The sequence below is a fragment of the Nibricoccus aquaticus genome (assembly GCF_002310495.1).
In the GTDB taxonomy this organism is placed as follows: Bacteria; Verrucomicrobiota; Verrucomicrobiia; order Opitutales; family Opitutaceae; genus Nibricoccus; species Nibricoccus aquaticus.
On sequence record NZ_CP023344.1, the window covers coordinates 490,306 to 503,110 of the forward strand.

The following is a 12,805-nucleotide window of genomic DNA, read 5'->3' on the forward strand; positions in this document are numbered from 1 at the left end:
GACTTCGGTCGGCGCGCCCTTTTTCGTGCCCCAAAACTCCCGCCGCCCACCCGCACAATACCCCTCCTCACTGCATCAACTCACCCGCATCATTCTCTCCCAAAAAAACCTTCCCAACCTCACCCTCCCGCTGACACAACGCTCCTCCGTGCCCACGTCTCCCAAGAGCCTCAATCCCTCCGAGATTCACGCCGCCATCGACCGGCTCGCCCTCGCCATTTCCGAACGCCACCCCGGCTCGCAAAAACTGCTTCTCCTCGGCATCGCCAACGGCGGCATCACCCTCGCCCGCCGTCTCTCCGCCCTGCTTCCCGGCTCCATCGTCGGCACGCTCGACATCTCCTTCCACCGCGACGACATCACCCGCAATCCCATCCCCAAGGAATTCGCCCCCACCCACATCCCCGTCGATGTCCGCGGCGCGACCGTGATCCTCGTCGACGACGTCCTCTTCTCCGGCCGCACCGTCAAAGCCGCCCTCGACGAACTCTTCGACCACGGCCGCCCCACCCAGGTCGAACTCGCCGTCCTCGTTGACCGCGGCCACCACCGCCTCCCTCTCACCGCCGACTACATCGGCCTCACGCTGACCACGCTTCCCACACAAAAAGTCGTCGTCACCCTCGACGCCGCCAATCCGAAGCGCGACACCATCCGCCTCGAAGCCGCCCGCGCCGACTCCGCCTCCTGATCTGCGCCCATCCGCTTCAATCGCCCCCCTTTCGCACAACAACCGCCACGACTTCTCCGCCCATGCCCTGGACGCGCCGCCACCTCATCACCCTCGAAGAACTCTCGCTCGCCGAGATCGACCAGATCCACGCCACCGCCACCGCCTTCAAAAAGATCCTCGGCCGCAGCGTGAAAAAAGTCCCCGCCCTCCGCGGCAAGACCATCGTCAACCTCTTCCTCGAACCCAGCACGCGAACCCGCATGGCCTTCGACATGGCCGCCAAACGCCTCAGCGCCGACGTCATCTCCCTCGACGGTGCCAGCTCGAGCACCACCAAAGGCGAAACCCTTCGCGACACCGCGGAAAACATTCAGGCGCTCAACGCCGACATGATCATCATCCGCCACGCCGCCTCCGGCTCCCCGCTCTACCTCAGCAACATCCTCGACATCCCCGTCATCAACGCCGGCGACGGCGCTCACGAGCATCCCACCCAAGGTCTCCTCGACACCTTCACCATGAAGGAGCACCTCGGCTCCCTCAAAGGCCGCAAGGTCGTCATCCTCGGCGACATCCTCTTCAGCCGCGTCGCCCGCTCGAATATCCACGCCCTCACCAAAATGGGCGCCAACGTCACCCTCGTCGGTCCTGCTACGCTCGTCCCTCACTGGTTCACCGACCTTGGCGTCAAAGTCTCCCACGACCTCAAGAGCGCCCTCGCCGACGCCGAGGTCGTCATGCTTCTCCGCATACAGCACGAGCGTCAGTCCAGTGGCCACTTCCCCTCGCTCGGCGAATACACGAGCATGTTTGGCCTCAACAAAACCCGCGCCAGCTGGCTCAACCCCAAAGCCATCATCATGCATCCCGGCCCGATCAACCGCGGCGTCGAGATCGACAGCGAACTCGCCGACGGCGACCGCAGCGTGATCCTCGAACAAGTCTCCAACGGCATCGCCGTCCGCATGGCCGTCCTCTACCTCTGCTCCGGCGGCCAGCCCGAATCCGTCGTAACCACCGACTAAGAACTCCACACGCCAAATAACCAGCCGCCAAATTCTCCACGCTCGCTCTGATTTGAGCACTCTTTGGCGTTTGGAGTTTGGCCTTTGAAATTTCAAATCACGCCATGCCCGCTCTCTGGATTCAAAACGCCCGCGTCATCGATCCCGCTTCCAAGCGTGACTCCCTCGGCGACCTATTCATCGCCAACGGCAAAATCGCCGCCTCGCTCTCCGCCGCCGACAAAAAGCGCGCGAAGAAAATCGACGCCAAGGGCCTCATCGCCTGCCCCGGCCTCGTCGACATTCATGTCCACTTCCGCGAGCCCGGCCAGATGCACAAGGAAACCATCGAGACCGGCTCCCGCGCCGCCGCCGCCGGTGGTTTCACCTCGGTCGTCTGCATGCCCAACACCGCCCCCGTCGCCGATAGCGCGGGCACGATCCAGCTCATTAAGGACTCCATCACCCGCACGTCCTGTATCCGTGTTTACCCCACCGGTTGCATCACCGTTGGTATGAAGGGCCAGACCCTCGCCCCCATCGGCTCGCTCAAACGCGCCGGCGTCGTCGCCATCACCGACGACGGCGACTGCGTCCAGTCCAACGAGCTCATGCGCCGCGCCGTCGAGTACGCCAAGATGTTCGACCTCCCGATCATGGACCACTGCCAGGACCACTCCATGACCGTCGGTGCCGTCATGAACGAGGGAATCATGTCCACCCGCCTCGGCCTCAAGGGCTGGCCCCACGCCGCCGAGGACATCATCGTCTCGCGCAACGTCATCCTCGCCACCTACACCGGCGCGCACATCCACATGCAGCACATCTCGTCGAAAAACTCCGTCGAGATCCTCCGCCGTGCCAAAGCCCGCGGCGTCAGCGTCACCGCCGAGGCCACACCGCATCACATCGCGCTCACCGACGAAACCCTCGCGACGTACGACACCAACTTTAAGATGAATCCTCCTCTCCGCACCGAGGACGACCGCATCGCCATCATCGAAGGCCTGCGCGACGGCACCCTGGACTGCCTTGCCACCGACCACGCCCCGCACACCGACTACGAGAAAGACAAGGAATTCGACTTCGCCCCCAACGGTATCCTCGGCTTGGAGACCGCCCTCGCCGTCTCGCTCGACGTCCTTGTCCGCCAGAGCAAATTCAAGCTCCCCTACGTCATCGACCTCTTCACGCGCAAAGCCGCAAAGATCGTCAACCTACCCGCCGGCAACCTCGCCGAAGGCGCCGCCGCCGACATCTGTCTCTTCGACCCCGAAGAGAAATGGACCTACGACGCCAAAGCCGGCTTCAGCAAATCCAGCAACTCCCCCTGGCACGGCAAAACCCTCACCGGCCGCGTGAAAACCACGTTCGTCGAAGGCCGCATCGTCTTCGAAAACGGCAAAATCAAGTAACGTCTGCCGAGGTGAGTGGCGCGCCAGCCCTCACCTCGCCCCCAGATAAAACGCCCGCACCCCGCCGATCTCCAGCCACGAGCGCGCGATCGGATTAAACGCCACTTCGTATACCGTGCGGTTCGCGAACTTCCCCGCCTTCCCGTCGTACAGCATCAGTCCGTAACCCGACGCCACCGGCACACGCACCGCCACCATCACGGCGACCGTCTTCTCGTCGTAGCGCCGCTTCAGGTCCGCCTCCGCCGCTTCCGCCGCCGCGACCTGCTCCTCCGTCGCCTCCACAAACCTGCGCACCTTCATTGTCACGGCCTCACGCGTCATCTTGAACGGCCACGCCACCCGCACGATCTCCTGCGGAGCTTCTTCCGCAGTCGCCGCCACCGCTTCCGCCACGCGCTCCGTCTCTGCGACACCCGCCGCTTCCTTCGTCTGAATTTCCCACGGCTCCACTTTCCGCCGTTCCTCGCCGCTCTTGCCCGCTCCCTTCTCATCGATCTGCGCAGCGACCACCGCCTCGCGCCTCTTCGCGATTCCCTCCTTCAAGGAAGCCCCGCTTACGCCCAGCACCGACGCCAACACCAGCCAGCTCATCGTCGCCACCACCCACGTCCCCACCGGCCTGCCAGCCGCGACCACCACACTTCGCGCCGGCTCAAACCCCAGCGTAGCGATCCCCCCATTCGCCTCCGCCAGCCCTGCGCGCAATCCCGCCTCCGTCCCCACTGCTCCACCGCCGATCACGCACTCCGCCTCCCGCTGACACCGCCTCGCTCCGTCGAAAAATCTCCACGCCTTCCCCGCTGCGATCCGCTTTGCCAAGTCCCTACGCTTCGCCAGCCACCAGCCCACCCTCGCGCCCAACACAACCACCACCGTCCCTACGCCCCACACAACCGCCTCGCTCCAACGCCCCGCATAGATTGCAGCGCCCACCGGAATCGCCACCACCACCGCGAGCCACACCCACGTCCCAAAAACCACCGGCCCCGCCCGCATCGCGCTCCCCAGCCGCACCCAATAAAGCGCCTCCACCATCCGCTGCGCCCGCGCCCGCAACTCCGCATACCGCTCCTCTCTCCACTGCGCATGCGTCACATACCCAAACCGCACCGCCTCGCTCCCGCTAAAAACCACCAGCACCCGCTCGTACCGCGTCGGCGCGCTCTTCTTAAACAACGCCTCAACCACGGTCTCACGGCTGCACGCGTACAACTGCTTCATCCCCGCGTGCGTCCGCTCCAGCGCATCCTCCGGCTCGAATAAACTCCGCAGCAACGCCAGCTCCGCCGCCGGCGAATCCACCGCACACCCGCGCGCCGACGCCCACGCCACCGCCGCTTCGAAATCGTGTGCATAGCCGCCAAGCCACCGTCCCGTATCCGCATCTCCAGCACCGATCGCCTCGCTCAACACCGCGTTGATCGCCCCGCGCACCCGCGCCGCTCCCGACGGCTGCGCCTCATCGCGCAACCACTCCCGGATCAGCACCGCGTCGATCACCCGCCCGCGCCACCGCGCCGCCACGATTCCCTTGCCCAGCTGCGCCCACGCCACGCACGCGACCATCTCCCGCCGCACGCCCTCCGGCAGCGTTTGCAGCGCCGTGCTCTGCTCCAGTTTCAACACCGCCTCCAGTTGTTCGCGCGCCTTCGCCTGCTCCGGATTCTCCGCGAGAAACGCCCTCAGTCCCCCTGCACGTCCGCTCCCTTCCTCGGCAAACAAGTCGCCCAAGCCTTCCTCCCATGCCTCCGCGCCTCCAAAAAGTTCAGCCGCCTCCGGCACCGTGAACAACCTTTCCTGCCTCTCGAACAACCGGTCATGCCGTGAAAGCTCATAGCGATCCCGCACCGGTTCCCCCGCCAGCCAGCGCTGCACCTGCTCGAATCCCCAGCGCCCATCGCGGCAGCTCGCCAGCAATCCGCGCAGCAGCCGCACGATCTCCGCCTCGACCGATGCCGGCATATGCTCCACCGCGCCCGCCCGCGTCATCCCTTCCTGCTCCGCCAGCACCGCCTCCGCCCGCGTCATCAGCTCCTCCGTCTCCCGCGACACATCCCGCTGCCACAACTCTCCGAATACATGCCGCCCCAGCACCAGCTCCTGCACCAGCCGCCCCAACGTCCACCAATCCCACGCCATCAGCCCGCGATCCGCCACATGCTTGAAAAGCCCCACCGCTTCCGGCGGCGCGTAAAAGGGATTCCCATGCAGCACCACATGCCCGCCTCCTTCACCGCCGACGCCACCAGCGCCCGCGCTCCCCGTCTCTCCCGTCACCGCCACCGCCAGCTCCAGCCCCGCGAGAATCACATGCGGCCCGTTTTTATCCAGCACGCGCACAGCCTCCGGTCTCAAATTCAGATGCACCACGCCGCCTGCGTGCAACGCGTTCAACGCCCCCGCCAGATGCCGCACCAGCACCCGCACTTCGTCCAACGTCACCCGGCGCTCCATTCCCCACTCGCGCAACGTCATCGCCGGCCCCGCCAGCATCACCTCGATGCGCCGCCCGTCGCTCTCGAAAACCTCCAGCGGCCTCAGCCACCCCATCTGCCCCTCCCCGCCCTCCGCGCACAGCCGCTTCCACGCCCCCGCCCTCCGCTCATCCATCACACGCAATCCCCGGATCACCACGTCATTTCCCGTCGCGATCTGCACCGCCACAAAACACTTCGCCGCCACCGCATCCGGCAGCGCCTCCCCGACCTGATACGCCTCCAGCCAGCGCGTTCCGGTCGCGAGCGTCTCCCACGCCATCGCCGGAATGGGCGACGCCGCTGCGGCCTTCACGACTGCGGAGGGATTGGGTGGGGTGGTCATCGAAGCAACCAGACTCTACCCGCCAACATCGACGCGACCAACGCTCCCCTAAACCATGAAAACTCTTCCCCTCGCCTACGTCCCACCCGCCAGCCCCGGCCTTGAAATAGCCCCGCGCCCCTGAAAGCGTGCCCCAACCATGCCGGATAAATTGATCGTCGCCAGCGCCCTCGAGGCCGCCCTCGTCCTCTCCGGACTCGTGCTGCTCTGGTGCTTCTTCCTAAGCCCGTCCGCCCGTGCGCGCGCCTCCCAGCCCATGCCTCTCCCTTATTGGGACATCCCCGGCTACGTCTTCGGCCTTACCATCGTCCGGCTTTTCGGTGTGGCCTTCATTATCCAGCTGCTGGCCGCCTCTCTGCTCAAAAAATATGCCCCCGATGTCCCGCTCGATAAAGGCTTCGGCCTCCTCCTGAGCGGCTTCGCGCTCCAGCTCGGCCTGCTCCTCGGTCTCGGCGTCAGCTGGGTGCTTCTGAAATCCAACCGCTTCCAAGCCCAGCTTAATGTCGCCATCAACCCGGCTGCGGTACAACTGCCCGAGCCGCTCCCCCTGTCGCGAATCCCCTTCGCCGGCATCGCGACCTTCCTGATCATGATCGCGCTCATTGCGCCGATCGCCCTCCTCTGGCCAGTCCTGCTAGAGCAGTTCGGCCATACGCCAAAGCCCCAGGAAGTCGTCGAGCTTTTCACCGCCGCCGACTCTACCGCACAGCTCCTCTCGATGATGCTGTTCGCCACCATCATCGCACCGATCACCGAAGAACTGATCTTCCGCTTCGGCATCTTCCGCTACCTGCGCGGCCGCGTTCCCCGCTCCGTTGTTTTCATTCTCCCTGCCCTGATGTTCGCCGCTGCCCACCAAAGCCTCACGGCCGGACTCCCGCTCTTCGTCTTCGGCCTCATCCAGGCCGTCGCCTACGAACGCACCGGACGCATCGCCGTCCCCATGATAGCGCACGGCCTCTTCAATCTGCACACCGCGCTCTTCCTCATGACCGGCACCGATCCCTATTCGGCTTTGATCAACCGGCTCGCGCCATGACCCCCTTCAGTCACCGCAAAGCCGATACCGTCGCCGCCCTCGGCGAAGAGCGCCTCATCTCCGCCATCCGCCGCTGGCTCGGCGATGTCTCCCCACCCGCCCCGCTCGGCATCGGTGACGACTGCGCCATTCTCCCCGCGTCGAAAAAAGCCCAGGCCATCACCGTCGATCCCGTCATCTACCGCCGTCACTTCGACGACTCCATCCCGCCCTGCGCCGTCGGCGCGAAACTCCTCAAGCGCAACCTCAGCGACCTCGCCGCCATGGGCGCAAAACCCCGCGCCGCCGTCGTCGCCCTCACGCTCGATCCCCGCACGCGCCTCGACTGGCTCGAAAAATTCTACCGCGGCCTCGCCGCCTGCGCGCGCACGTACAACCTCGCCATCGTCGGCGGTGACGTCGCACAAGCCGACAAAATCCTCGCCGCCAGCCTCACCCTGATCGGCGAGGCTAGCGGCTCGCGCATGTTGACCCGCGCCGGCGCGCGCAGCGGCGACTGGATCTACGTCACCGGCCCCCTCGGCGGCAGCCTGCTCGGTAAACATCACCGCTTCACGCCACGCCTCTCCGAAGGCGCCTGGCTCGCCGCCCACCCCGAAGTCCGCGCCATGATGGACCTGAGCGACGGCCTCGCCAAAGATCTTCACGCGCTCACTCCCTCCAACGCCGAGCCCGCGCTCGATCCCGCTCTCATCCCCATCAGCCCTGCCGCCCGCAAACTCGCTCGCGACTCCAAGCGCACTCCGCTCGCTCACGCCCTCGGCGACGGCGAAGACTTCGAGCTCCTCTTCGCCGTCCGCAAAAACTCCAACCGCGCCTCCTTCGAAAAAACCTGGCTCCGCCACTTCCGCCAGCCCCTCTACTGCATTGGCAACTTTGTCTCCATTGGAAAACGTCCCGCCGGCTCCATCGACCTCAACGCGCACCGCGGCTATGAGCATCTTCGATAAACTCCGCGCCGGCGTCCAAACCGCCTCCGCCGCCGAGACCCAATCCCTCGCCGCCGAATTCGCCGCCGCCCTCCCGCCGGACACCACCCTCGCACTCCACGGTAATCTCGGCGTCGGCAAAACCACCTTCGTCCAAGGCCTCGCCCTCGGCTTCGGCATCGATGCCACCGTCACGAGTCCGACCTTCACGATCTTCACGCTCTACCGCGGCCCGCGCACGCTCGTGCATCTCGACGCCTACCGCCTAGAACGCGACGCCCAGATCGAGTCGCTCATGCTCGATGATTTCCTGACCAGCCCCTACTGCCTCGCCGTCGAGTGGCCTGAGAAAATTCCCAGTTGGATTCCCTGCGACGCTTTCCACCTCACCCTCGGCATCGCCCCCGACAACCAGCACACCCTAAAGCTCGCCTGAGACTCCAAGCACCGCTGCACGTTCATGCGGCGGTCCCCTCCGCTGGAGGGACGACCTCCGTGTCGTCCAGTCTGCTTCCAATGCAGAGCCTGCGCTTGCGCAGCCCCTTCATAGCTCGTCCCGCCCATCCACAAAAAAGGCGCGGCGAAAAAAATCGCCGCGCCTCTCGCGCAAAAAACTTACTCCGTCTTCGGAGCTTCTGCTTCCGGCGGTGCTTCCTCGGTTGCAGGTGCCGCAACTTCCGTCTCAGCAGAATCTGCTACCGGAGCGGCTGACTCCGCCGTCGGGATCGGCGGGGTGGTCTGCGGAGCTTCCGGGAAGTTCTCCGGATCGTGCTCGGACTTTTCGACCTCGTTCTTGCGAGCCTCGGTCATCGGCGGCGCGGCAAAGAGACGGCCATCGATGAACTCGGTCACATAACCTTCGGTCACCAGCCAGCGGAGATCGCCATTGAGGCGGTTCAACTTGGACTGATCTTCTGCCGTGAGCGCCGAGCCCTGGCCCTGCGCAAACGGAGCGATCGAGCCACTCGTCGCGATCACCGGCTGCGCACCCTCGGCGGCAGGTGCCGCATCAGCCGCAGGAGCGCTTTCGGCAACCGGAGCTGCTGCGACCGGCGCTGCCACCGGAGGCTGGATGCCCGCAAACTTCACCGGCAGCTCGCTGGCCTTCACCATCGGGTGCGCTTCGATGAACGAGATGAGCGCGCCGATCGTGTCGGAGAACGTCTGGCCTGGGACGCGGAATTTCCGTTTCACCGCACAGACATAGGAAATGCCCTTGGAGCCCTTCTTGAAGATCGTGAACCCTTCGCGACGCAGACGACCGCGCAGCGCGTTCGCCGTATCGAGTGGGAAACGGCGCTGGCGCTCCGCCGTGCCTTCGATGGCGCGGCGCAGTTCGCCCTGCGGCAGTTGCTCGATGAGTTTGCCGTGGAAACGGGCATTCTCGACCGGCTTCACGACCTTGTCTTTGGCATTCGCGAGCAGGTAGCTGCGCGCGTCATCGAGTGAATCAAAGGTCAGCGGCGTGGTACCTTCGGGGGCATTCTTCCACGTGTAGCGCGTGACCTTTTTCATCTTCTCCAGCCACTGGTTGACGACCTCCGGATCGCGCACCGTCTCGATGCGCGACTTGTAAGCGTCGAATGACATCCGCGAGCCCTTGGCCGCATGATGCTGCTGCACGATCTGATTGTAGCGGTGATAATTCGGTGGCCCGAGCAATTCGCCCGTGAGCCCGCACTTGTTGATCACTTGATAGCTGCCCTTCGGCGGATCGATTTCGACCTCGGCCGAATCAAAAAACACGCCGAGATGCTTGCTCAGCACATGGGCGATGGCGGCTTCTTCGGACTCGAACGGCAGGCCGTCGGGCATCGAAATCGCCAGTGGCGCGAGTTTACCAGCGGTACCTTCAGCGGCGCCTTGCGGGCCGTTACCTTCAGGAGCCTTGCGCTGGATCACAGCCACGTAGCGGTCGTTCTTGCCGACGATCACCTTGGCAATCTCGAACAACTCATACGTGCGGCACGAGGTGCGGATAGCTTTGGCCAGCGCCGTGAACCCGGTGTCTTCCGGATAGAAAGTAACGTTGAAAAACGGGCTGATGTACGGACCGCGATCGCGTTCCTGGCCGCCATCACGCGCATCGCGGAAACCGCCTTCGCGAGGGCCACCCTGGCCACCGTAACGCGGACCACCACCGCGGTATTCACCGCGTTCGCCGCCACCGGGACCGCCTGGGCCGCCGCGGAAATCGCGACGCTGGCCACCTGAGTAACCGCCAGCACCTGGACCACGTGACGGCGCACCGCCACCGGAGTCGGGACGTGGTGCGCCTTCGCCACCACCGCCTGCCGGAGCATCCGTACCGGGGCCCGCTGGTTTGCGGAAGGCACGGCGATCACGGCGGATTTCTCCACCGGGTGCGCCACCACCGGGACCGTCACGGCGTCCTTCACCTTCGTCTCTACGACGGGGACGCTCATCGCCACGCGCGTCGCGCGGGGACGATTTGTCCTGAGTCCACAGGGTGCCGAAGCTGAACCCCTGGAGTTGAGTGAGATCGAGTTTGTTGAAATCCTTGGGAGGATTTTCTGAGGGAGCGTTGTCGTCCATGACTGACAGGGTGCAAAGCGAGATGTGTTACCCGCGGAAGTGTCTACAAGAAGGGTGCCTAATTGAACCGATGAGCCGGGTCAGCTTCACCGGGCGTATCCGGGTGGCAAGCGCGATTTGCCCCGGGAAACCCCGGTTGATGCCCAGCCCTTCAAAGAGGTCTGAGGTCTATCTTCAGCCTGGAGGGCGCTGCTTCGTCAGCGCCGCAAATGCCGGGAATGTGGTGGCATTTGGAAAGCGGCGGCGAAGAAGCGCCGCCCTCCAGTATGAAAAAAGCGCGGGCAACTGGTCATGCCCGCGCCAAGTAGAAATGAGAGCCGTTGAGGCTGCTATGAACCGTTTCGTTACTTCCGCAGACCCGTTTCGCGCATGAGGCGGGCGGTTTCGCGGTAGGCTTCTTCGACCCAGTCGACGATCTTCGAAGGGTCGGGAGAATATTCGAGTTCGATCGAGATCGTGCCGTCGATGGCGAGCTCTTTGATCGCCTGGAGGTACGGCGCGAATTTCACCACACCGCGGCCGGGAGGAAGGTCTCCGTGGACCTTGCCGTCGCAATCGCTGATGTGCACGTGGATCGCCTTGCCCTTCAGCTTCGCGACATCGAGCGGGCTGGTGTCGGCGAGGACGAGATGGCTGACGTCGATGTTCGCACGGATGCGGGGATGATTACAGTCGTCCACAAAACGGACCATCTCGTGAATGCTGTTCAGCAAACTCAGACGGAACGGCTCCAGCTCGAGCGCGATGTCGATACCCTTCGTGTCGGCGTAGTCGCCGAGGATTTTGCACGTCTCGACGGCCCAGCCCCACTGCGCGGCGGGCGGGATGACTTCGCGCTGCCAGATGTATTCGCCGAGAACCAGCAGGATGTTTTTCGCGCCAAACTCGGCCGCGAGATCGATGGTCTTCTTGCAACGGGCGACATGGAAATCGCGGACCGGATCATTGAAATCGACGAGCCCGGTGGCGACGACGACGAGGGAGATGATCGGGAGTTTTTCCTGCTCACAGGTGCGCGCGATGATCTTTTTCTCCTCGGCGGTGATGGTCATGGCTTCGGCGAAAAGATCGACCGAATCGAAGCCGATGCGGGCGATGTGCTTGAGGCCGGTGGCGGTATCCACGCCGGCCTGACCGAACGCGCTGTTGATGATGCCTAGTTTCATGTGCGGTGTGTGTTGGGTTGGGAGTTTTGGGTTATTTCTTCGGGGAAAGGATTTCACTCGGCGCGACGGCGCGGTGCTCGGCGGCGCTGACGTAAGCGGCTTCGACGAGCGCCATGGTCTTGAGGTTGTCGCGGCCGCTGATGGCGGGTTCGCGTTTGGTTTCGAGCGCGATAAGAAGCTGGCCCATCGTTCCGGCGAAGGCGTCGGGGAACCAGCTCTCCTGCCAGGTCGGCGCGGTGAAGGACTTGTCGCCTTTCGCGGCGTAGCGGATCGACGACGGGCTCGTGTAAGGATCTTTGCACCAGCCGATGTCGCCCATCGCGAGGCCGTTGAGGCCTTCGATGCGCCACTGGATGCTGATGTCTGACGGGCAGCCTTCTTTCGCCGGACCAGTCCAGATGTCGTCGATCACGACGCAGCGAAGTCCGTTGGCGTATTCGAGAATGTAGGAGCAGATGCCGTCGGTGTGTTCGAATTTCGTGCGCGGGTCGGAGCGCGTGCTGCAATAAATCCGCTCTGGATCGCCGAACCAATAGCGCAGGCAGTCGATGTGGTGGATCGACATGATGCGGAGCGTGACCCAGCCGAGTTCCTCCTGCCAGGGCATCAAGTGCGGGACGCCGCGCATATCGATCGTCGCGAAAACGGGCGCGCCGATCGTGCCGTTTTCGAGGAGCGTTTTGCCCGCGCGCACCGACTGGTCGTAGCGCATGTTTTGGTTCACCGCGAGAGTGACGCCCGCCTGCTCGCAGAGGCGCACGGCCTCGGCGGCCTCAGCGAAATTTTTGCCGAGCGGTTTCTGCGCGAGGATGCCTTTGACGGTTTTGCGCGCGCACGCGGCCTTGATCAGTTCGAGCTGATTTTGCGGCGGCACGGCGATGTCGAGCACCTCGATCGTGGGATCGTTGAGGAGCTGCTCGTAGGTGTCGTAGACTTTCGCGATGTTGTGACGCGCGGCGGTTTTAGCGGCGTTTTCGCGGGTGCGTGAGGCGATTGCGACCGGGTTGAAACCGGCTTTGCGGTAGCTCACGAGGTGGCAGTCGCTGACGATGAAACCGCTGCCGACGATACCGATGCGGTAATCTTTTTTGGCGGGCGGCGTGGGCGTGATTTTGAGGTCCATGAGTAATGCTAAGAAAGTGAACTGGCGACCGCCCGGAAACGGGGTGAGCGGTCGCGTCGGATCAGGGAACGCTGCGC

Annotated in this window: 10 protein-coding genes; 6 read left to right on the forward strand and 4 right to left on the reverse strand. The window is 64.3% G+C overall.

What is annotated here, in order from left to right; all coding sequences use genetic code 11:
• The first annotated feature begins 25 nt into the window (after window positions 1–25).
• The 3 genes from pyrR to CMV30_RS02095 all read left to right on the forward strand — a co-directional run bounded on the left by pyrR (window position 26) and on the right by CMV30_RS02095 (window position 3,092).
• Window positions 26–691: a bifunctional pyr operon transcriptional regulator/uracil phosphoribosyltransferase PyrR gene (gene pyrR / locus CMV30_RS02085; protein WP_245844374.1), complete on the forward strand. Its 666-nt coding sequence runs from the start codon at window positions 26–28 to the stop codon at window positions 689–691.
• Between the two features lie 62 nt (window positions 692–753).
• Complete coding sequence (locus CMV30_RS02090) at window positions 754–1,698, forward strand: aspartate carbamoyltransferase catalytic subunit (protein WP_096054482.1); 945 nt, start codon at window positions 754–756, stop codon at window positions 1,696–1,698.
• Window positions 1,699–1,802: 104 nt separating this feature from the next.
• Entirely contained in the window at window positions 1,803–3,092 is a 1,290-nt protein-coding gene (locus CMV30_RS02095; protein WP_096054483.1) for a dihydroorotase, read from the forward strand.
• A gap of 30 nt (window positions 3,093–3,122) precedes the next feature.
• Here CMV30_RS02095 and CMV30_RS02100 read toward each other — a convergent pair whose 3' ends face one another.
• Entirely contained in the window at window positions 3,123–5,915 is a 2,793-nt protein-coding gene (locus tag CMV30_RS02100) for a serine/threonine protein kinase (RefSeq protein WP_138223072.1), read from the reverse strand.
• Window positions 5,916–6,054: 139 nt separating this feature from the next.
• Here CMV30_RS02100 and CMV30_RS02105 point away from each other — a divergent pair, with 139 nt between their 5' ends.
• The 3 genes from CMV30_RS02105 to tsaE are packed head-to-tail and all read left to right on the forward strand — an operon-like array spanning window position 6,055 to window position 8,319.
• Window positions 6,055–6,954, forward strand: a complete 900-nt coding sequence (locus CMV30_RS02105) for a CPBP family intramembrane glutamic endopeptidase (RefSeq protein WP_096054485.1) — start codon at window positions 6,055–6,057, stop codon at window positions 6,952–6,954.
• On the forward strand, window positions 6,951–7,904 hold the full coding sequence (locus CMV30_RS02110; protein ID WP_096054486.1) for a thiamine-phosphate kinase: 954 nt from the start codon (window positions 6,951–6,953) through the stop codon (window positions 7,902–7,904). Before CMV30_RS02105 ends, CMV30_RS02110 begins: the two co-directional genes overlap by 4 nt.
• Window positions 7,888–8,319 carry a tRNA (adenosine(37)-N6)-threonylcarbamoyltransferase complex ATPase subunit type 1 TsaE gene (tsaE, locus tag CMV30_RS02115; protein WP_096054487.1) on the forward strand — a complete coding sequence of 144 codons (432 nt, stop codon included), beginning with the start codon at window positions 7,888–7,890 and terminating at the stop codon, window positions 8,317–8,319. The genes CMV30_RS02110 and tsaE overlap by 17 nt, the downstream gene beginning before the upstream one ends.
• Window positions 8,320–8,498: 179 nt before the next feature.
• Here tsaE and CMV30_RS02120 read toward each other — a convergent pair whose 3' ends face one another.
• The 3 genes from CMV30_RS02120 to CMV30_RS02130 all read right to left on the reverse strand — a co-directional run bounded on the left by CMV30_RS02120 (window position 8,499) and on the right by CMV30_RS02130 (window position 12,728).
• Window positions 8,499–10,439, reverse strand: coding sequence for a hypothetical protein (locus CMV30_RS02120; RefSeq protein WP_096054488.1), 1,941 nt, complete (start codon window positions 10,437–10,439; stop codon window positions 8,499–8,501).
• A 344-nt stretch (window positions 10,440–10,783) separates the two neighbouring features.
• Window positions 10,784–11,605 carry a sugar phosphate isomerase/epimerase family protein gene (locus CMV30_RS02125; protein WP_096054489.1) on the reverse strand — a complete coding sequence of 274 codons (822 nt, stop codon included), beginning with the start codon at window positions 11,603–11,605 and terminating at the stop codon, window positions 10,784–10,786.
• 31 nt (window positions 11,606–11,636) lie between these two features.
• On the reverse strand, window positions 11,637–12,728 hold the full coding sequence (locus tag CMV30_RS02130; protein ID WP_096054490.1) for a Gfo/Idh/MocA family protein: 1,092 nt from the start codon (window positions 12,726–12,728) through the stop codon (window positions 11,637–11,639).
• Window positions 12,729–12,805: the final 77 nt, after the last annotated feature.

What these genes read in the sequence shown, in the direction of transcription:
- CMV30_RS02090 (WP_096054482.1), top strand. Translation starts at nt 754, where the DNA reads ATGCCCTGGACGCGCCGCCACCTCATCACCCTCGAAGAACTCTCGCTC.
- CMV30_RS02095 (WP_096054483.1), top strand. Translation starts at nt 1,803, where the DNA reads ATGCCCGCTCTCTGGATTCAAAACGCCCGCGTCATCGATCCCGCTTCC.
- CMV30_RS02100 (WP_138223072.1), bottom strand. Translation starts at nt 5,915, where the DNA reads ATGACCACCCCACCCAATCCCTCCGCAGTCGTGAAGGCCGCAGCGGCG.
- CMV30_RS02105 (WP_096054485.1), top strand. Translation starts at nt 6,055, where the DNA reads ATGCCGGATAAATTGATCGTCGCCAGCGCCCTCGAGGCCGCCCTCGTC.
- CMV30_RS02110 (WP_096054486.1), top strand. Translation starts at nt 6,951, where the DNA reads ATGACCCCCTTCAGTCACCGCAAAGCCGATACCGTCGCCGCCCTCGGC.
- tsaE (WP_096054487.1), top strand. Translation starts at nt 7,888, where the DNA reads ATGAGCATCTTCGATAAACTCCGCGCCGGCGTCCAAACCGCCTCCGCC.
- CMV30_RS02120 (WP_096054488.1), bottom strand. Translation starts at nt 10,439, where the DNA reads ATGGACGACAACGCTCCCTCAGAAAATCCTCCCAAGGATTTCAACAAA.
- CMV30_RS02125 (WP_096054489.1), bottom strand. Translation starts at nt 11,605, where the DNA reads ATGAAACTAGGCATCATCAACAGCGCGTTCGGTCAGGCCGGCGTGGAT.
- CMV30_RS02130 (WP_096054490.1), bottom strand. Translation starts at nt 12,728, where the DNA reads ATGGACCTCAAAATCACGCCCACGCCGCCCGCCAAAAAAGATTACCGC.